This is a genomic window from Mycobacterium sp. (genome assembly GCF_049683355.1).
In the GTDB taxonomy this organism is placed as follows: Bacteria; Actinomycetota; Actinomycetes; order Mycobacteriales; family Mycobacteriaceae; genus Mycobacterium.
In genome coordinates, this window is record NZ_JBAUJB010000020.1 from 1 (window position 1) to 20,066 (window position 20,066).

General features: G+C 68.3%; 16 protein-coding genes and 1 pseudogene. 6 read left to right on the forward strand and 11 right to left on the reverse strand.

Going from position 1 to position 20,066, the window contains the following annotated elements; translation table 11 throughout:
• Positions 1 to 30: 30 nt before the first annotated feature.
• The 6 genes from mspA to rpmF all read right to left on the reverse strand — a co-directional run bounded on the left by mspA (position 31) and on the right by rpmF (position 5,838).
• Positions 31 to 672 carry a porin MspA gene (gene mspA / locus WA944_RS01140; RefSeq protein WP_526646120.1) on the reverse strand — a complete coding sequence of 214 codons (642 nt, stop codon included), beginning with the start codon at positions 670 to 672 and terminating at the stop codon, positions 31 to 33.
• Between the two features lie 671 nt (positions 673 to 1,343).
• Positions 1,344 to 1,871: a MogA/MoaB family molybdenum cofactor biosynthesis protein gene (locus WA944_RS01145; RefSeq protein ID WP_237166658.1), complete on the reverse strand. Its 528-nt coding sequence runs from the start codon at positions 1,869 to 1,871 to the stop codon at positions 1,344 to 1,346.
• 47 nt (positions 1,872 to 1,918) lie between these two features.
• Complete coding sequence (locus WA944_RS01150; protein ID WP_526369385.1) at positions 1,919 to 3,265, reverse strand: S1C family serine protease; 1,347 nt, start codon at positions 3,263 to 3,265, stop codon at positions 1,919 to 1,921.
• Between the two features lie 182 nt (positions 3,266 to 3,447).
• The gene (locus WA944_RS01155) at positions 3,448 to 4,863 is read right to left on the reverse strand and encodes a HAMP domain-containing sensor histidine kinase (protein ID WP_526369387.1); all 1,416 of its coding nucleotides are present in this window, start codon (positions 4,861 to 4,863) and stop codon (positions 3,448 to 3,450) included.
• A 44-nt stretch (positions 4,864 to 4,907) separates the two neighbouring features.
• On the reverse strand, positions 4,908 to 5,594 hold the full coding sequence (locus WA944_RS01160) for a response regulator transcription factor (RefSeq protein WP_370331744.1): 687 nt from the start codon (positions 5,592 to 5,594) through the stop codon (positions 4,908 to 4,910).
• Positions 5,595 to 5,664: 70 nt separating this feature from the next.
• Positions 5,665 to 5,838: a 50S ribosomal protein L32 gene (rpmF, locus tag WA944_RS01165; protein WP_048474159.1), complete on the reverse strand. Its 174-nt coding sequence runs from the start codon at positions 5,836 to 5,838 to the stop codon at positions 5,665 to 5,667.
• A 242-nt stretch (positions 5,839 to 6,080) separates the two neighbouring features.
• Here rpmF and WA944_RS01170 point away from each other — a divergent pair, with 242 nt between their 5' ends.
• The 6 genes and pseudogenes from WA944_RS01170 (at position 6,081) to WA944_RS01195 (ending at position 12,795) form a co-directional block, all read left to right on the forward strand.
• Positions 6,081 to 7,847, forward strand: a complete 1,767-nt coding sequence (locus tag WA944_RS01170; protein ID WP_526369383.1) for an acyclic terpene utilization AtuA family protein — start codon at positions 6,081 to 6,083, stop codon at positions 7,845 to 7,847.
• Positions 7,844 to 8,992 (forward strand): acyl-CoA dehydrogenase family protein, encoded by a 1,149-nt coding sequence (locus WA944_RS01175; RefSeq protein ID WP_526369381.1) that lies wholly within the window; start codon positions 7,844 to 7,846, stop codon positions 8,990 to 8,992. Before WA944_RS01170 ends, WA944_RS01175 begins: the two co-directional genes overlap by 4 nt.
• A gap of 68 nt (positions 8,993 to 9,060) precedes the next feature.
• Positions 9,061 to 10,194, forward strand: a pseudogene (locus WA944_RS01180) (acyl-CoA carboxylase biotin carboxyl carrier protein subunit); the annotation flags it as partial.
• Positions 10,191 to 11,354 (forward strand): acyl-CoA dehydrogenase family protein, encoded by a 1,164-nt coding sequence (locus tag WA944_RS01185; protein ID WP_526369379.1) that lies wholly within the window; start codon positions 10,191 to 10,193, stop codon positions 11,352 to 11,354. The pseudogene WA944_RS01180 and the gene WA944_RS01185, both read left to right, overlap by 4 nt.
• Positions 11,354 to 12,121, forward strand: coding sequence for an enoyl-CoA hydratase family protein (locus WA944_RS01190; RefSeq protein WP_526369377.1), 768 nt, complete (start codon positions 11,354 to 11,356; stop codon positions 12,119 to 12,121). Before WA944_RS01185 ends, WA944_RS01190 begins: the two co-directional genes overlap by 1 nt.
• A gap of 92 nt (positions 12,122 to 12,213) precedes the next feature.
• On the forward strand, positions 12,214 to 12,795 hold the full coding sequence (locus WA944_RS01195; RefSeq protein WP_526369375.1) for a DUF1707 domain-containing protein: 582 nt from the start codon (positions 12,214 to 12,216) through the stop codon (positions 12,793 to 12,795).
• Between the two features lie 3 nt (positions 12,796 to 12,798).
• Here WA944_RS01195 and WA944_RS01200 read toward each other — a convergent pair whose 3' ends face one another.
• From WA944_RS01200 to WA944_RS01220, 5 genes are all read right to left on the reverse strand, one after another.
• Complete coding sequence (locus WA944_RS01200) at positions 12,799 to 14,784, reverse strand: vWA domain-containing protein (protein ID WP_526646122.1); 1,986 nt, start codon at positions 14,782 to 14,784, stop codon at positions 12,799 to 12,801.
• Entirely contained in the window at positions 14,759 to 16,141 is a 1,383-nt protein-coding gene (locus WA944_RS01205) for a sigma 54-interacting transcriptional regulator (RefSeq protein WP_526369371.1), read from the reverse strand. Before WA944_RS01205 ends, WA944_RS01200 begins: the two co-directional genes overlap by 26 nt.
• Positions 16,142 to 16,233: 92 nt before the next feature.
• Positions 16,234 to 17,817, reverse strand: a complete 1,584-nt coding sequence (gene purH / locus WA944_RS01210; RefSeq protein ID WP_526607829.1) for a bifunctional phosphoribosylaminoimidazolecarboxamide formyltransferase/IMP cyclohydrolase — start codon at positions 17,815 to 17,817, stop codon at positions 16,234 to 16,236.
• Entirely contained in the window at positions 17,814 to 18,443 is a 630-nt protein-coding gene (gene purN / locus WA944_RS01215) for a phosphoribosylglycinamide formyltransferase (RefSeq protein WP_526369367.1), read from the reverse strand. The genes purH and purN overlap by 4 nt, the downstream gene beginning before the upstream one ends.
• A 21-nt stretch (positions 18,444 to 18,464) precedes the next feature.
• Positions 18,465 to 19,982, reverse strand: a complete 1,518-nt coding sequence (locus tag WA944_RS01220; RefSeq protein WP_526369365.1) for a cell division protein PerM — start codon at positions 19,980 to 19,982, stop codon at positions 18,465 to 18,467.
• Between the last annotated feature and the right edge of the window lie 84 nt (positions 19,983 to 20,066).

The following is a 20,066-nucleotide window of genomic DNA, read 5'->3' on the forward strand; positions in this document are numbered from 1 at the left end:
TGCCGGGGGCCGATTGTCGTCAGCGCAATGTCAGTTCATGTTCCACGGGTCACCGTAGGTGGTGACACTGTCACCGGTCGACGAGACCAACCGAGCGAACGGACGCAGCAGCACACCGCCGGCCGCACCGGTCACCGTGCCGTGCGCGTTGGACACCGCCACCGAACCGCCGGGTCCCTCCACGTCGACACTGAACGTCGCCACTTCCTGGATACCCGGGCCGTTACCGAGGTCAGCCGAGATCGACACCCCCGGGAACAACGGCGGAGTCACGATGCCACCGAACTCGGCACCACTGAGCGCGGCGACGCCCTCGAGACCGTCGAACGCGATGTTCGGGGTGGTGTAGCTGAAGTTGATACCCACACCCAACGACCACGGGAAGCCCACCTGGTAACCGAGCTCCAGGGTGCCCTCGAACTCATCGGCATCCTCGCCGGCCACGATGTAGGACGCCTTGCCGGAGTGGAACCACTCGCGGGTCAGCCGGTTACGGTCAAGGGGAAACACGCCGTTGAGGAATGTGTCCCACTGCTGGATCGTCAGAGTCCGACCCTGGCCGTCGACCAGGCTCAACTCATTGTCCAGCCCTGCGTGAGAGGTGCCAGTGCTCACGAACAACGCCGCGATGGACGCAACCATCGCGATCAGCACCCGACTGATTGCCTTCATGTTCTCCCTTGATATGTAGACGGAACCCCGGGCGGGGGCACCGAGTTGTTCGTGCCTGGCCTACCGCTACACCACACACCTCGCAAGAGCTTTCATGTGAGTGGAATTAAAAATCTCACAGTCCGTTCTTACGATTCGCTCATCGTTGACACGAGGAACATAACGGGGAGGAATCAGACCGGCAACGCGGACGCTCGGCGATGTCGATCTGGGCGCGCAACTGGGCGTAGTTTGCTGAAGGTTCCCCGTACGCCTCCGACCCCCTGTCCGCGACGGCGGGGCGTTCCATTTGGGCAACGTCGCAGTTTCTAGCCCCGCATCAAGGTGTTCGCTCTGCGGGCCTGCACTGTTACGGGTGCGCTCTCTGCGGTTATTGGGAAAAGAGGCGTTCAGTCGTGATGCGGCGGCACATTGTCACGCAGCCAGCGGTCGTGCTCGGCGTCGTCGTCGGGCGACGAATTATCGCGTTCGTCAAAAGGTATCTCCGGCAAGGCATCCCCGAAAACTTTGTTAACTGCGCCCGAGGAGCCCCGTGGGCGTTGTGTCACCGCCGAAACCTAGTGTGATAAAGCTCATACTGCGCAGCCGGTGAGCGTTCACCTGCCCTTAACACAACCGACCTGTCTGCTGATCTGGACTGTGGCCGACAAAGGCCTGCACGACCAATTTCGTCAGATCTCCAAGCTGGACAGCTGCGCGATGATCTGTGCAGCCAGCGGTCCCAGCGTGGCCATGCCGTCGCGCACCGCAGCACGCGATCCGGCCAGATTCACCACGAGGGTGCTCCCGGAGATGCCGGCCAGCCCGCGCGACAAGCCGGCGTCAGCGATACCCGCCGAGAGTCCCGACGCCCGCAGCGCCTCGGCGATGCCCAACAACTCCCGGTCGAGCAGCTCGAGCGTCGACTCCGGTGTGACGTCTCGCGGCGTCACCCCGGTTCCTCCGACCGAGACCACGAGATCCACGCCTCCGATGACCGCGGTGTTCAGCGCGTTGCGGATCTCGACCTCATCAGAGGACACCACCACCACGCCATCGACGACGAACCCCGCTTCCCCGAGCAGTTCGGTGACCAGCGGGCCGCTGTGGTCCTGTTCGTCACCGTGGGCGGTGCGGTCGTCGACGACTACGACCAACGCGCGGCCGACCAACGCATGAGGCTGTTCCATGAGCTCAACCGTATATCTCGGCACGGACATCGATGCAGCGACACTGAGGTCCGGACGCGGGTGACCGTCGACGACCCTCACTGGTCGGCCTTGCCGAGGGTGACCTCCACCGTGTCCGTCTGACCGGCCGGGTCGACGAACGTCAGCGTGACCTTGTCACCGGGGGCCTTGGAGCGCACGGCCGCCACCAGCGCGTCGGCGCTGCCGATCACCCGGTCGTTGAGCTTGGTGATCAGGACGCCGCTGGGCAGCCCGGCTGCGGCGGCGGCGCCACCCGAGGTGACCTCGACGATCTTGGCGCCTTCCGCACTCGCATCGTTGCCGACCTGGACGCCCAGTGACGCGCGAGACGCGCTTCCGGTCTGGATCAACTCGTCGGCGATCCGCTTGGCCTGGTCGACCGGGATCGCGAAGCCCAAACCGATGGATCCGCCCTGCGGTCCGCCGGCGCCGGCCCCCATCGTGGCGATCGCCGAGTTGATCCCGACAAGTTCACCGTTCATGTTCACCAGTGCGCCTCCCGAGTTGCCCGGGTTGATCGCCGCATCGGTCTGGATGGCGTCGAGCACGGTGTTCTGGTTCTGCGCGTCACCACCGGCGGCGACGGGACGGTTCAGCGCGCTGATGATGCCCGTGGTGACGGTGCCGTCGAGGCCCAACGGGGACCCGATGGCCACGACGTCCTGACCGACACGCAGGTCCGCCGACGAACCGACCTCGATGGGCGTCAGACCGGACACCTTCTCGGCCCGCACCACGGCGATGTCGCTACCGGGGTCGGTGCCGATCACGGTGAACGTGGTCGTGCGACCGTTGGAGAACACCACCTTGGTCTCCGCCCCGGCCGACGCGTTCTCGGCCCCGGCGACCACATGGTTGTTGGTGAGGATCAGCCCGTCGGTCGACAGGACCACCCCGGAACCCTCCTCGGACTGCCGCCCGACGTTCACCTCGAGCTTCACGACGCTGGGGACGACCTTGGCGGCCACCTGCTCGACCGTGCCGGCCGGCACGCTGGCGGCCGGCATGCTGGGCGCCGCACCCGAGGCGCTGCTGCCCGCGGAGTTGTGATCAGGGTGTGCCAGCACCGCGACACCGCCGCCGACACCCGCGGAGACGATCGCCAGCGCGGCTGCGCCAGCCGCCAATGCCGTTGCGCGGGAACGCTTCCGGGGCTGCCGATGGGGAGCCGTCGGCATACCGGGCCGCTGGTGCTGACCCGGCCCGGCCGGCATCGGGGCTCCGCGGTACGGGTCGTAGTGAGACCGAAACGCCTGCCGCTGTTGCTCAGTCGCATACCGCCAGTCGTAAGGCTGCTCGCCGTAGGGGGGCTGCGCGCCGAGGGAGCCGTGGGGCACCTGCCCGTGAATACCGGGTTGACGAACCGGCGGCGGGGTCGGCGAGTACCTCGGGTGGTTTGTCATGTCGCTGCGGTGCTCTTCCTGACGTAGTTTCTCTCGACTGGGACAACGAACGCTGCCCCCCAAGGGTGCCCAAATGTGCTGAGAAACCCCTTAGAGATCAATTGCCACAGCGATAACGATTCGATCTACCCCGCCGAACTGCTGCTGACCATCTTCCCGTGTGATGGCGCTCACCGCAGTGATCAGTTGCCGCGTGTCGCCGAGGCCTGCTGGTCGTCCCGGACGACAGAAGGTCTACCGGGGAGCACCACGTGCATCGACGTGCCAGGCGGCTGTCCCCCCGGAACGGTCTCCCGGACGAGCAAGGTACCGCCGTGCTTGAGCACCACCTGTTTGACGATCGCCAGGCCGAGACCGGAACCCGGCATCGCCCGGGCCGCGGTCGACCTGAAGAACCGCTCGAAGACGAGACTGCGTTCCTGCGGAGGGATTCCGGGACCGTGGTCGGAGACCACCAACTCCGCGTGCTGGGCGTCCACCTGCGTGAGCCTGACGGAGACCCGACCATCGGGCGGGCTCCACTTGGCGGCGTTGTCCAACAGGTTGAGAACCGCACGGGCCAGACCGGCCCCGTCGCCGTACACCTGCCACGGGATGACCGAGATGTCGAAGTCGATGTCGTTGCGGCGCCTGCGAACCCGCTCCAGCGACCGATCGATCACCTCGGCGAGCTCCACCGTCTCGTGGATGACGCCGCCGGCATCCTCGCGGGTCAGATCCACGAGATCGCCGACCAGCGTCGACAATTCCTCGATCTGGGCGATGACGTCGGTCCGCAGCCCGACCATCTCCTCTTCCGGTAGCCGCGGCGCACCCGGCGCCATGGACGCCATCAGCAGCTCCACGTTGGTGCGCAGGGACGTCAACGGAGTGCGCAACTCGTGACCGGCATCGGTGACCAGCCGCGCCTGTCTCTCCCGGGATTCGGCAAGCGCCCGCAGCATCATGTTGAAAGCCTCGGTGAGGCGGGCGAGCTCGTCGGTGCCGTACACCGGAATCGGCCGCAGGTCGTCGGTGCGGGCCACCCGTTCAGCCGCCTGGGTGAGGCGGGCCACCGGACGCAGGCCGGTGCGCGCCACCATGCCGCCGACGATGGCCGCGACGGCCACGCCGATCCCGCCGACGATCAGCAGGACGGTGCCCAAACGCCGCAGCACCTTGCCGGTCGGCTCCAGGCTCATCGAGATCAGCAGCGCGTCGCCACTGGCGGGAAGATGCCTCGCGAGCACCCGCTGATGGTTGACGGTGCGCAACGACATCAGCAGCTTGCCCTGGATCACGTCCTTCTCCGGCCCTCCCAACGGCAGCGTCTGGCCCTGCTGGTTGGCGGTGTAGATGGCCCGCGTGGTGAACAGCATCGCGTTCATCTGGGAGTACGCGGTGCCCTCTATCACGCTGGCCGGATCGGCGGTCAGCGTTCCGCTCTCGATCAGCAGGTCGGCACGGCTGCGCAGTTGGGTGTCGATGTCGTCGTAGAGCGCCCGGGACACGACCGCGTAGACGGCGACCGCCATCAACACCACCACCATCGCCACCATCGACATGGCCAGCAGCATCACGCGCCACCGCAGGGACACCGAAGTGGTGGGCGGGGGCATCGGCGCCGGGGTCCCGGACCACGGGCTGAAGGTGCGATCGGCCATCAGGGCGGCGTCTCTCGCAGCACGTATCCCACTCCCCGCACGGTGTGGATCAGCCGCGGCTCCCCCTCGGCCTCGGTCTTGCGCCGCAGGTAGCCGACGTAGACCTCGAGGGCGTTGCCCGAGGTGGGGAAGTCGAAGCCCCAGACCTCCTCGAGGATGCGGCTGCGCGTGAGGACCCGTCGAGGGTTGGCGATCAGCATCTCGAGCAGCGAGAACTCGGTACGGGTGAGGCTGATCGGCCGGTCGCCACGGGTGACCTCGCGCGTCACCGGATCAAGCGACAGATCCGAAAAGGTCATCGCCGCCGACTCACTGCCCTCTTCGGGATTGGTGCGGCGCAGCAGCGCACGCATCCGGGCCAGCAACTCCTCCAATGCGAACGGCTTTGGTAGGTAGTCGTCGGCTCCGGCGTCCAGACCGGCCACCCGCTCGGACACGGAGTCACGTGCGGTGAGCACCAGGATCGGCAGATCGTCGCCGGTGCTGCGGAGCTGCCGGCACACCTCCAGCCCGTCCAGACGCGGCATCATCACGTCGAGCACCACCGCGTCGGGCCGGTGGCTGGAGATCAGATCCAGCGCTTCCCGACCGTCTTGCGCCAGCTCGACCGAATACCCGTTGAAGGAAAGGGATCGTCGCAGGGATTCGCGCACCGCGCGATCGTCGTCAACGACAAGTATGCGCACTGGACCAGTGTCGACCCCGCGGCTGAGAGTGACCTGAGAGGCGCGCCGCTCAGCCGGCCAGTCAAGTCATCTAGCGGCGGTCGAGATCGATCAATCCCAGACGAGCGGCCTTGAGCAGACGGCGCGGCACCTTGTGCTGCTGCCCGGCCACCGACACACCGACGAGTTCGGTACGGGTGGCCTTCCACTGCGCGCGCCTGCTACGGGTGTTCGCGCGCGACATCCTGCGCTTGGGCACAGCCATGATCGAGCTCTCCATCTATCGGGGTGGCATCCGGTGCGGCGCTGCCCGTGACAGGCACTACCGGGCACCGGCAATTGCCGACCAGGATAGCCGGTGAGCTGGACGGGTTCCAAACTCCGCCTGCCGGACGGAGGTGGCAGGAACCCCCGGCGACAACCGGCACGGCCGACCAGGGGCTTGACGCAGTACCTGCGGTACGCAGTAACCTACCGGTTGGTTGGTCATCGACGACGGGAGCGCGGGTGACGTCTGCGGGTGGTGATCGGGTCCGCACGCCGGTTCGGATCGGCAACTGCTCGGGTTTCTACGGCGACCGCATCTCGGCGATGTACGAGATGCTCACCGGTGGCGAGCTCGACTACCTGACCGGCGACTACCTGGCTGAACTGACGATGCTCATCCTGGGACGCGACCGGATGAAGAACCCGGACAAGGGTTACGCCAAGACATTCCTGCGCCAGCTCGAACAGTGCCTGGGCCCGGCCCGCGACCGCGGCGTCCGCATCGTCACCAATGCCGGAGGCCTCAACCCCGCCGGTCTGGCGGCGGCCATCCGTGCGATGGCCGACGAGCTCGGCATCGTGGTCTCGGTCGCCCATGTCGAAGGTGACGACCTGCTGCCGCGGGCCGGAGAGCTGGGACTGGGCGGCCCTCTGACCGCCAACGCCTACCTCGGCGCCTGGGGCATCGTGGACTGCCTCGACGCCGGCGCCGACGTCGTCGTCACGGGACGGGTGACGGACGCATCCGTCATCGTCGGACCCGCCGCGGCGCACTTCGGCTGGAGCCGCGACGACCACGCCGCGATCGCCGGTGCGATCGCCGCGGGCCACATCATCGAATGCGGCACCCAGGCCACCGGCGGCAACTACTCCTTCTTCACCCGGGATTTCCCCGATCTGACCGCGTTGACACGCCCCGGCTTCCCGATCGCCGAGATCGACACCGATGGATCCTCGGTCATCACCAAACATCCGGGGACCGGAGGCGCGGTGACCGTCGACACCGTCACCGCTCAACTGCTCTACGAGATCTCGGGGGCGCGCTACGCCAACCCCGACGCGACACTGCGCGTGGATTCGATCGAGCTGTCCGACGAGGGCGCCGACCGCGTCCGCGTCCGCGGGGTGGTCGGCGAGCCGCCGCCACCCACGCTGAAGGTCTCCCTCAACGGCATCGGCGGCTTCCGCAACGAAATGACGTTCATCCTCACCGGACTCGACATCGAGGCCAAAGCCGAACTGGTGCGCAGGCAGCTGGAGAGCAGTCTTGCGGTGATCCCCTCGGAGCTCGATTGGACGCTGGCGCGCACCGACCATCCCGACGCCGACACCCAGCAGACGGCGAGCGCACTGTTGCGATGCGTGGCGCGCGACCCCGATTCCTCGGCCGTCGGACGCCGGTTCTCCTCGGCGGCAGTCGAATTGGCGCTGGCCAGCTATCCGGGTTTCACCACCACCGCGCCGCCCGGCGACGGCCAGGTGTACGGCGTGTTCACCGCGGCCTACCTGCCCGCCGAACAGGTCGAGCACGTCGCGGTGCATCCCGACGGCTCCCGCACTGTGATCCCACATCCGACCCGGACGCTGGAATTGCAGCCGGCGGCACCGGCAGCGCTGCCTGCACCGCTGACTGGCGGTCCGACACGACGGGTACCGCTGGGCGCCATCGCCGGGGCACGCAGCGGCGACAAGGGGGGCAGCGCGAACATCGGGGTGTGGGTGACGGGCAAGCAGGGCGACGACCAGTGGCGTTGGTTGGCGCACACTCTGACGGTGGAGAAGTTGCGCGAACTGTTGCCCGAGACGGCAGACCTGCCCGTCGCCCGGCATGTGTTCGCCAACCTGCGCGCCGTCAACTTCGTGATCGACGGAATCCTGGGCGAAGGCGTGGCCTATCAGGCTAGGTTCGATCCGCAGGCCAAGGGGCTGGGCGAGTGGTTGCGCAGCCGCTGTGTCGACATCCCCGTCGAAATACTGCCCGACACACCGGAGGAACACCTGTCGTGAACATCTGGACCACTCCTGAACGCGACGATCTGCGAAAGACCGTGCGTGCGTTCGCCGAACGCGAAGTGCTCCCCCATGTGGACGAGTGGGAGCGCGGGGGTGAGCTGCCCCGCGACCTGCACCGCAAGGCGGCTGCCGCAGGACTTCTCGGCGCCGGCTTCCCCGAAGCGGCCGGCGGCGAGGGTGGTGACGGGGCCGATGCCGTGGTCATCTGTGAGGAGATGCACCAGTCGGGGTCGCCCGGCGGCGTCTTCGCCTCGTTGTTCACCTGTGGCATCGCGGTGCCCCACATGATCGCGTCCGGGGACCAGCGGCTCATCGACACCTATGTGCGTCCGACGCTGCGCGGTGAGAAGATCGGGGCGCTGGCGATCACAGAGCCCGGTGGGGGTTCCGACGTCGGACACCTGACAACACGCGCCGTCCGGGAAGGCGACGAGTACATCCTCAACGGCGCCAAGACCTACATCACCTCGGGGGTGCGGGCCGACTACGTCGTCACCGCGGCGCGTACCGGCGGGAGTGGCGCCGCCGGCGTCTCACTGATCGTCGTCGACAAGGGCTCACCTGGTTTTCGAGTCAGCCGCAAGCTGGACAAGATGGGGTGGCGTTCGTCGGACACCGCGGAGCTGTCCTACACCGACGTGCGGGTACCCGTGGCCAACCTGGTCGGCCCCGAGAACTCGGGTTTCCTGCAGATCGCCGCCGCCTTCGTCTCCGAACGGGTCGGGCTTGCGGCACAGGCTTACTCAAGTGCGCAGCGCTGCCTGGACCTCACCGTCGACTGGTGCCGCAACCGGGAGACCTTCGGCAAACCGCTCATCGCCCGGCAGTCGGTGCAGAACACGCTGGCCGAGATGGCCCGCCGCGTGGACGTCGCCCGCGTCTACACCCGGCACGTGGTGGAACGCCAACTCGCGGGTGAGAGCAACCTCATCACCGAGGTGTGCTTCGCCAAGAACACCGCCGTCGAGGCCGGAGAATGGGTGGCCAACCAGGGGGTGCAGTTGTTCGGCGGGATGGGCTACATGGCCGAGTCGGAGATCGAGCGCCAGTACCGCGACATGCGGATCCTCGGGATCGGCGGCGGCACCACCGAAATCCTCACCTCGCTCGCCGCCAAGACGCTCGGCTTTCAGCCATGAGTCTCAAGTCCGTTCTCGACACCCGCTCGCCCGGCTACACCGCCGCAGCCGAGGCGATGGCGGGCAAGCTCGCCGAACTGGAGGCCGGTCTCGACCTCGTCGAGTTGCAACTGCTGATCGCCGACGGCGCAGCGCTCGACCCCGCACCGCCGGCATCCCGGGGTTCGGCCATCGAGGCCAGGCTGTACGCCGAGGACCCGGCGAAGAACTGGCAGCCGCAGGCCGGCACGGTGCGCCACTTCGCCGTGCCCGGGAGGTCCACCCACTTCGGGCTCCTCGACAGGATCGGTGTGCGCCTCGACTCGGGCATCACCGACGGGTCGGTGATCTCGGTCTTCTACGACCCGATGGTGGCGAAGGTCGTCTCCTACGCACCGACCCGCCACCACGCCGCGACGCTGCTCGCCGACGCCCTGGCCCGCACCCGGATACACGGCGTCCGCACCAACCGGGACCTGCTCGTCAACGTGCTGCGCCACCCGGCTTTCCTCGACGGTGCGACCGACACAGCGTTCTTCGACACCCACGGCCTGGCGGCGCTGGCCGCCCCGGTCGGGGACACTCGCGCCACCGCGTTGTCGGCGATCGCCGCGGCCCTGGCAGACGCCGCGCACAACCGAAGCACCGCAACGGTCTTCGGTGCCGCGCCCAGCGGCTGGCGCAACCTGGCATCGGGGTATCAGACGAAGCGCTACGAGGACGCCGACGGTCGCAGCCATGAGGTTCGCTACCGCTTCACGCGAGCCGGACTGCAGATCGCGAATGACACTGCTGACACTGACATGTCGGCCGTCACGCTCGTCTCGGCCACCCCGCAACGGGTGGTGCTCTCGGTCGGCACGCACGGGCCGCGCGTGGACCACCCGTTCGACGTCGCCCGCTACGGCGACGCCGTTTTCGTGGACTCGCCGCTGGGCTCGGTGTCCCTGCTCGTGCAGCCCCGCTTCCCCGACCCCGACGACGCGCTCGCCCACGGTTCGCTGCTGGCGCCGATGCCGGGGTCGGTGCTGCGGGTCGGGGCCGTCTTCGGCGACACCGTGACGGCAGGGCAGCCGCTGGTCTGGCTGGAGGCGATGAAGATGGAGCACACCATCACCGCGCCCACCGACGGCGTGCTCGTCGAACTCAACGTCGTCGCGGGTCAACAGGTGGAAGTAGGCGCCGTGCTGGCACGCGTCGATTCAGGAGAGGTTGAACAATGACCACAGGCTTCGTCGAAACCGAGGAGCAGCAGGCGCTGCGCACGGCGGTGGCCGAGATGGCCGCCAACTACGGCCAGGACTACTACCTGGAGAAGGCCCGAGCGGGGCAGCACACCGATGAATTGTGGTCCCAGGCAGGCAAACTCGGATTCATCGGGGTGAATCTGCCCGAAGAGTACGGCGGCGGCGGCGCAGGCATGTACGAGCTGAGCCTGGTGATGGAGGAGATGGCCGCCGCGGGCTCCGCCCTACTCATGATGGTGGTCTCCCCCGCGATCAACGGCACCATCATCTCCAAGTTCGGCACCGAGGAGCAGAAGAAGCGCTGGATTCCCGGCATCGCCGACGGCTCTATCACGATGGCGTTCGCCATCACCGAGCCCGACGCCGGCTCGAACTCGCACAGGATCACCACCACCGCCCGGCGTGACGGCAGCGACTGGATCCTGTCCGGGCAGAAGGTGTACATCTCCGGGGTCGACCAGGCACAGGCGGTGCTGGTCGTCGGGCGAACCGAGGAGGCAAGAACCGGCAACCTGAAGCCCGCGCTGTTCGTGGTGCCCACCGACACACCGGGTTTCACGTTCACCAAGATCCCGATGGAGATCGTCAGCCCCGAGTTCCAGTTCCAGGTGTTCCTCGACGACGTGCGCCTGCCCGCCGACGCGCTGGTTGGCTCGGAGGACGCCGCGATCGCGCAGCTGTTCGCCGGGCTGAACCCGGAGCGGATCATGGGCGCCGCCAGCGCGGTCGGCATGGGCCGCTTCGCGATCGGCAAGGCCGTCGACTACGTGAAGACCCGCCAGGTGTGGAAGACGCCGATCGGCGCGCATCAGGGTCTTTCGCATCCCCTGGCGCAGAACCACATCGAGATCGAGCTGGCCAAGCTGATGACGCAGAAGGCGGCCGCCCTCTACGACGGCGGCGACGATGCGGGTGCGGCCGAAGCAGCGAACATGGCGAAGTACGCCGCGGGCGAGGCGTCGGTGCGCGCCGTCGACCAGGCCGTCCAGTCCCTCGGCGGCAACGGCCTGACCAAGGAGTACGGCATCGCCTCGGTCCTGACGGCGTCACGTCTGGCGCGGATCGCCCCGGTCAGCCGCGAGATGATCCTCAACTTCGTCGCTCAAACGTCGCTCGGCCTCCCCCGGTCCTACTGATGGACACCTTGGTCCGTTATGAAGCCGAAGGCCCGGTAGCGCGGCTCACCCTCGATTCGCCGAGCAACCGCAATGCGCTGTCCACGGCACTGGTCGAGCAGCTGCACGACGGTTTGACACGGGCGTCGGCCCAACACGGTGTGCGGGTGGTGGTGCTCGGCCACACCGGCGGAACCTTCTGCGCCGGCGCCGATATCGGTGAGGCCGCGGGCCATGATCCTGCCGACCTTGCCGTGGAGCGTGCGCAGGACATGACTCGCCTGTTGCGCAGGATTCTCGAGTCGCCGTTGCCGGTCATCGCGGCGATCGACGGGCATGTCAGAGCCGGCGGGCTGGGGCTGGTCGGGGCGTGTGACATCGCGGTGGCGGGAAGCGCCAGCACGTTCGCGCTCACCGAGGCACGGATCGGCGTCGCCCCATCGATCATCTCGTTGACGCTGCTGCCGAAGATGACGGCACGCGCGGCCGGCCGGTATTTCGTCACCGGAGAGAAGTTCGGTGCGCAGGCTGCCGCCGAGACCGGGCTGATCACCGTGGCCACCGATGACGTCGCGGCGACCGTCACCGAGTTGGCTGCCGCGGTGGCGCAGGGGTCGCCCCAGGGGCTGGCCGAGTCGAAGCGGTTGACGACGGCAGCCATCCTCGCCGACTTCGATCTGCACGCAGAGAAATTGACGCAACGGTCGGCGGCGCTGTTCGTTTCCGAGGAGGCCCGCGAAGGAATGCTGGCCTTCCTCCAGAAGCGCAGACCCGATTGGGCCGGCTGAACGCTTACAGTTTGGCCAAGGCCCTTGCATGTACCGGTGTTCGTCGTAGGCTCGTGGGCGATGTGCGCTTGCGCGAACACCAGAAGGTCCCGATGAGCACCCCCGCGTCGCGGCACGGGTCGATGCGCGCTGCGGACACCGACCGGATTCAGGTCGCGCAACTGCTGACCGATGCCGCGGCATCCGGCACCCTTGAGCTGACCGAGTACGAAGACCGGCTGCACAGGGCTTACGCCGCCCAGACCTACGACGAACTCGCCCGGCTGTCCGACGACCTGCCCGGATCGGTGACCCAGGGGCGCTCCGGACCGTGCCGGCCGGCTCCGTCGACGCTGCTGCTGGCCATCCTCAGCGGTTACGAACGCCGCGGCCGGTGGAACGTGCCGGGCCGGCTGACCACGTTCGCGTTCTGGGGCGGGGGCGTGGTCGACATGCGCTATGCCGACTTCACCTCCCACGATGTCGAGATCCACTCCTACTCGATCATGGGCGGGCAGACGATCCTGGTGCCGCCCGAGGTCAACGTCGATCTGCGCGGGGTCGCCGTGATGGGAAGTTTCGACCAGCGCGTCAGCGGGGAAGGTTCCCCCGGCGCGCCGTGCGTCAGGGTTCGCGGGTTCTCGCTGTGGGGCAAGGTCGCGGTCAAACGCAAGAAGCGCACCGCCGCGGCCTGACGTTCAGCGGCGCCGTTTCGCGCTCAAGTAGTCGCTGACCACCGCCGCGCCCAGACCGTCGAGGTCCGGCTCCACCACCCGGCCGCCCACCCGGCGGGCCACCTGGTCGATGAACCGCGCCAGTCCCGGGTCGCTGCCCAGCCGGAAGATCGTCACCTGTGCCCCCAGTCGGGCGATCTCGTCGAAACCGCGCACCGTGTGCGCGATCGTGCGGGGATGGGGCGGGTAGTCGAAGAACACCTCCGAGGACCCGTCGAAGTTCTCGAGGTGTGCGGTGGGTTCACCGTCGGTGACCACGAGGACCACCGGTTGGGCGTCGGGGTGCCGCCGCAGGTGGCGGGCGGCCAGGGCGAGCGCGTGGTGCAGGTTGGTGCCCTGTTCGTAGACCCCTTCGAGCCCGGTCAGCTCGGTGGCGGTCACCGTGCGGGCGTACCGGCCGAACGCGACGATCTGCAGGTCGTCCGACCGGAACCGGGTGCTGACCAAGTGGTTGAGGGCGAGTGCGGTGCGCTTCATCGGCAGCCACCGGTTCTCCATCACCATCGAGAACGACGTGTCGACCAGCAGCGCCACCGCCGCCTGGGTGCGGGTCTCGGTCTCGGAGATCTCGACGTCCTCGACGGTGATCCGTATCGGCTTGGCGGGTTCTGCGGTGCCGGCCTCGCGCAGCACCGCATTGGTGAGGGTGCGGGTGACGTTCCACGGCTCGGTGTCGCCGAACTGCCACGGTCGGGTGGCGCCGGTCAGTTCGCCGGCGGCCCCGGCGCGACGGGTGTCGCGCTCCCCGTGCCGACCCGAGAGTTGTTGCGCCACATCTCGCAACGCCGCCTGACCCAATTGGCGCATCGCCTTGGGCGACAACCGCCACTGTCCGTCGGATCCGCGATCCAGGAACCCCTGGTTCATCAGTGCGCGTTCGAGATCGGCCAGGGTGCGCGCGTTCACCGCGGCCTCGTCCCCGAGCTGGCGGGCCAGCATGTCGAGGTCGACGTCGTCCATCGTCGCCCCGGCGTAGCTCTGCGAGAGCTGCTCGGCGAGCTGTTCGAGTTCGGCGATGTCGGCCAGCGCCTGGGCGCCTTCCCCCATGCCCAGCGGGTCACCCCCGGAGAACCGCTGCGAGCCTGTCCAGTCCTCCCCCGGTCGTGCTGCCTGCAGATGGCCGTCGAGACGGTTGAGCGCATTCATCAACGACGGTGATCCGAAAGCCTGCTGCGCCAGCGAGTCCAGCTCCGCCCGCTGCTCATCGGAGAGGCTGTTGCGGAACCGCTGTGCGGCCGCGGCCCGCTGTGCCAGCGAATCCAGCAGCTCGTCGATGTTGCGCGGATTCTCCGGGAAGAACTCGCCGTGCTTGGCCATGAAGTCTTGAAAATCTTCTGGGGAGTCTTGCCCTCTCGCGTGCTTGTCCAGTAGGTCGTTGAGGTCGTCGAGCATCTCGTTGACACGCTGCCGGTCCTCGTCGGTAGCGTTCTCCAGCGCCTGCTTCATGCCGGCGAAACGCTGGTCGAGCATCTCGCGGCCGAGCAGGTCGCGGATCTGTTCGTAGTTCTCGCGAGCCTCCCGCGACCGCCAGTCGTAGTCGGCGAGCTCCTGGACAGCCTTGGCCGGCGACGGCGAAAGGGACTCCAGCTGCAACTCCCCGAAACGGGCGTCGTCGTCGAGCGCGCGCGCCAGTTCCTTGCGCTCGGCCAGCACCGCCTCGTCGAGCAGCTTCTTGATGTCGGCGAGCGTGCCGTCGAGATTGTTGCGCTGCAACAGTTCCCGCCGGCGCCGGTTGGCTTCGGCCGCCAGCTTGTCGGCGCCCCGCATGTTCGCCGAACCACGCCTGAGCAACTCCGACAGCGCCCGCCGCGGGGAGGTGCCCTCCATGACGTCCTGGCCGATCGCCTCCAGCGCCTCGCGCAGATCCACCGGAGGGGCGAGCGGGTCCGGGCCACCGGTGTATCGCGAATAGCGCGACAAGCGCTTAGCCATAGACGGTTTCGCCCTCATCGGAGACCTTGTCGATGCGCTTGGCGAGATACAGCGCCTCCAGCGCCAACTCGATCGCGGCAGCCCGCTGGCCGTCGCTGGATGCCTGCAGCCGTTGCTGGATCTCGGCGACCGCGGACACCTCGGGAACCGCAGCGAGCACGTCGCGTGCCGACACCCGGTCCCCGGTGGTGACCGGCGAGCCGTTCTCGACCGCCGTCACGATCGGGCCCACATCGATGCCGCCCAGCAGCCGCTGTGCGGTGTCGGCGGTGGCCCGGCGCAGCAGATGCTCGAGGATCGCCTGCTCCCGGCCCTCCTCGCCGGATTCGAACTCCAACTTGCCGCGCAGCACGTCGATCACCGACCCGAGGTCGACCACGCGTGCCACCGGATCCTGTTCACCGAGCACCGCGGCCCGGTGCCGCGCGGACGCCGCGACGGTCTCGGCGGCCGCGATCGCGAACCTCGCCGACACCCCGGACCGCTGGTCGATGGAGCTCGACTCCCGCAGGCTGCGTGCGAACCGGGCCAGGATCTGCAGCAGATGGTCGGGCACTTCGGCGGCCAGGTGCGCTTCCTGGGAGATCACGCCGACCTCGGCGTCCAACTCGAGCGGGTAGTGGGTGCGGATCTCGGCGCCGAACCGGTCCTTGAGCGGGGTGATGATCCGTCCACGGTTCGTGTAGTCCTCGGGATTGGCGCTGGCGACGACCAGTACGTCCAGCGGCAGCCGCAGCGTGTAGCCGCGCACCTGGATGTCACGTTCCTCCATCACGTTGAGCATCGCGACCTGGATGCGCTCGGCGAGGTCGGGGAGCTCGTTGACGGCGACGATGCCCCGGTGCGCCCGCGGGATCAGGCCGTAGGCGATGGTTTCCGGATCCCCCAGCGAGCGGCCCTCGGCGACCTTGATCGGGTCGATGTCGCCGACCAGGTCCGCGACGCTGGTGTCCGGGGTGGCCAGCTTCTCGGTGTAGCGGTCGCTGCGGTGCCGCCACGACACCGGCAGGTCGTCACCGGAGTCGGCGGCCCGCCTGATCGACTCGGGCGTGATGGGGCTGTACGGATGCTCGCCGAGTTCCGCACCGGCGATCACCGGGGTCCACTCGTCGAGCAGCGCGGTCAGCGCGCGCAGCAGCCGCGTCTTGCCCTGACCGCGTTCGCCGAGCAGCACCAGGTCGTGCCCGGCGATGATGGCGCGTTCCAGCTGCGGGATCACGGTGTCGTCGAAGCCGAGGATGCCGGTCCACACGTCACGGTCTTCGGACAGCGCGGCCAGCAGGTTCTCCCGCATCTCGGCCTTGACGCTGCGTTCCTGATGCCCGGATGCCCGCAGCTCACCGACAGTGCGTGGGAGGTCGTTAGGTGAAGTCACCACTCCACGCTACGACTCCTGCCTGCGAGCGTGCGTGTCTGCACCCGACACACCGCCGCGAACTGGCATTTTGCGAGTGCTCGCCGACGGCGTCAGTGCGCGAAGTGACGCGCTCCGGTCAGATACAGCGTGATGCGGGCCCCCTCGGCGGCTGCGGTCACCTCGTCGTCGCGCACCGAACCTCCGGGATGTACGACGGCCTTCACCCCGGCCCGCATCAGGGTTTCCAGGCCATCGGGGAATGGGAAGAATGCGTCGGAGGACGCCACCGCCCCCCGGGTGCGGTCCCCGGCCCGTTCGACTGCCAGCCGGGCGGCATCCACCCGGTTGACCTGGCCCATCCCCACTCCGACGGTGGCCCCGTCCTTGGCGACGACGATCGCGTTGGACTTGACTGCGCGACAGGTGCGCCAGGCGAACACCAGGTCGGCCAGCGTCTGCGGGTCGGCGGGTGATCCGGTGGCCAGCGTCCAGTTCACCGGGTCGTCGCCCGCGGCGTCGATCGCATCGCGCTGCTGGAGCAGCAGACCGCCGCTGATCTGACGGAACTCGGTGCCCCCGATCGCAGGCTCGGAGGCGACCAGCACGCGGATGTTCTTCTTCCCGGTGAGCACTTCCACCGCGCCGGGCGCGTAGCCCGGCGCGATGATCACCTCGGTGAAGATGCCGGCGACGGTCTCGGCCATCTCGACGCTGACCTCGGTGTTGGCCGCGATGACACCGCCGAACGCCGACAGCGGGTCACACTCGTGGGCCTTGCGGTGGGCGTCGGCCACCGAGACCGACGACACCGCGATACCGCACGGGTTGGCGTGCTTGATGATCGCCACGCAGGTGTCCTCGTGGTCGAACGCCGCGCGCCACGCCGCATCGGCGTCGGTGTAGTTGTTGTAGGACATCTCTTTTCCGTGCAGCTGCTCGGCCTGGGCGAGTCCCGGCCACGCACCGTCGTCGCTGTAGAGTGCGGCCCGCTGATGGGGGTTCTCGCCGTACCGCAACACGGCGGCACGCCGGAACGTCGCGCCGAGCCATGGCGGCAACGACGGCGCAGCCTCTCCGCCTTCGGAGGCCAGTACCGACTCCATCCACGAGGCCACCGCCACGTCGTACTCAGCGGTATGCCGGAACGCCAGCGCCGCCAGCTTCTTTCGTTCGGCAAGGGTGAATCCGCCGGCCCGCACCGCAGCCAGCACCCCGTCGTAGCCCAGCGGTTCGACGACCACCGCGACGCTCGGGTGGTTCTTCGCGGCGGCACGCACCATCGACGGCCCGCCGATGTCGATCTGCTCCACACACTCGTCGACTGCCGCGCCGGAGTTGACCGTCTGGGTGAACGGGTACAGGTTCGCCACAACGAGTTCGAAGGCCGCGACCCCGAGTTCAGCGAGCGCCGACACATGCTCGGGCTTGCGCTGATCGGCCAGCAGTCCGGCGTGCACGTGCGGGTGCAGCGTCTTGACACGGCCATCGAGCACCTCGGGGAAACCCGTGACATCCTCGACCGGCGTGACCGGGATGCCGGCGTCTGCAACGGTTTTCGCGGTCGACCCGGTGGATACGATGTCGACACCTGCGGCGTGCAGACCCTGCGCGAGCGGCACCAGACCGGTCTTGTCGTAGACGCTGATCAACGCACGGCGGATCGGCCGCCGGAACAGGCCCTCGTTCTCGCTCATCCTATGGTCGCCTTTCGTCCTGTCCAGGTCACGCCGTGGGTTGCCACCGCTTCCAGCACCTCCACCAATAGCTGTCGTTCGATCACCTTGATCCGTTCGTGCAGAACGGCTTCGTCGTCGTCGTCGAGCACGGGTACCGCCCGCTGCGCCAGTATCGGCCCGGTGTCAGTGCCGGCGTCGACGAGATGCACCGTGCAACCGGTGACTCTGACCCCGTAGGCCAGGGCATCCGGCACCGCGTGCGCACCGGGGAATGCGGGCAGCAGCGCCGGATGGGTGTTGACCACCCGCCCGGGGAACCTCGAAAGAAACTGTGGGCCAAGGACCTTCATGAACCCCGCCGATACCACCAGGTCTGGCTCATGGCCCGCGGTCGCCTCGGTGATGGCAGCGTCCCACAGTTCGCGGCGGGGATGGTCGGCCAGCGGGACCGTGAACGTCGGTATCGACTCGGCCGCAGCGATGTCGAGGGCGGCGCAGACCCGGTCGGTACCCACCGCGACCACTTTTGCCGGATAGTCGCCGACCGCGGAGCTCAGCAGCGACGCCAGAAGCGAACCGGTGCCGGAGGCGAGCACCACCACCCGCGCCGGCGCACTCGGGGGCACACGGACCGCTGGCTGCACGCCTGAGAGCCTAATGGGTGGCTAGCCGGCACCACCGCCGCGGTGGCCGCCGCCATCGGGGTCCACGTCGTCGACCACGCTGGGGCCAGTCGGTTCGTCTACGACGAAGTGGTCCTCGGGGTCGAGGTCCTCGACCGGTGGCGCGGGCTCAGCCATCGGTGGCGCCACGTCGTTCTCGCCGCCGGTGTCGGCGGCGGGCTGCTCGGCGACGGGAGCGGGTTCGGTCTCAGGCTCGACGACGACGACGTCCGGAGCAAAATCGACGGTGTCGAGGGGCTCGACCTGTTCGTCGCCGGGCGTCGGCACGACGCCCGTGTCGGCGTCGGTGTCGGTGTCAGTGTCCTCGTCGGCACCGACGTCGGTGGCCGGTGCGACCTTCGGCCGGCGCACCCGCGGCTGCAGGCCGCCTGACATCACCACCGTGAGCGCGCCGATCCCCGCGAACCACAGGAACACCGCGGGCCCGAACGTCGTCTGGTCGACGCCGACGTCGCCGAAGTTGCCCAGCTCTCCCCCTCCGGCGTGCCCCAGCAGAGCCATGACCGCGGTCGCGATCAACGCCGCGACCACCACCTTGGCCAGCGCGGACCACACCGGCAGCCGGTGCCGCGCGCACTGCTGACCGAGCGCGACTGCGGACACCGCCGCCACGATCATCAGCGCCACCCACACCGGCCCGAGGGGAGGAGTGGGCACCGCGGCCAACACCGGCAGTGCCGGGATGTCGCCGCCGAACACCGTGAACGAACTGAACGTCGCCAGCCCGACGTGGGCACTGGATCCCACCGCCACAGCCGCCGCACCGACCATGACATTGGGCAGATAGAGCACGGACAGCACCGTCAGGCTCAACTGCCCGAACATCGAATCGGTGATCGAGTACAGCTCGTGCATCGTCGACCAGTGCACGACCAGGGACCCGGCGACGATCACTCCGGACAGGCCCATCAGCGCGATCACCCCGGCGGCAGCCGCGCGGAAGGCGTCGGGCAACCACCTCGGCAGCGGGGATGCCAGCAGCAGTCGCCGGCCCACCCGGGATCCCCCCCCGAGCAGCGCACCGATCAGATGTACGGCGAACACGCTCCCGAACGCGTGCAGCGCGTCGGGCGTCTGCAGGTCGGTCAGCACCGACGCCGCGTCGTGGATGACCGCCAGGCAGATCGCGGAGACCAGCACCGGCCCGCCCAGGGCGGAAGCCACCACCCAACGGGTGACGAACCACGACGTGCTCACAATCGCCGACGCCGTGGTGCGTGCCGTGCCGTAGATCATGATCAGCACCGGCAGCAGCGGCATCGCGCCGAGCGAACTGCCGGCGATGGACACCGGCACCAGGTGCACGCCCAGCCACATGCTGGCGGTGGCGCCGAGTGCGCCGGTCATGTCGCTGTTGGCGATCAGCAGCTGCAGCAGCACCACCGCGGCGATGACCACCAACGCGACCAGAGACGGTCCGAACGCCACCCGGAGAAGGTCACGCGCCTGACGTGTCCCCACTGGTCGGGGGGGACCGCCCGGTTGCGGGGGTTTATCCACGGGTTGGGCCGCTCCTCGCACACGCTCGGCGCGCGCCGTACGCGCACGCGCGGCTCAGACTACGACGACGACGACTGATCCGAC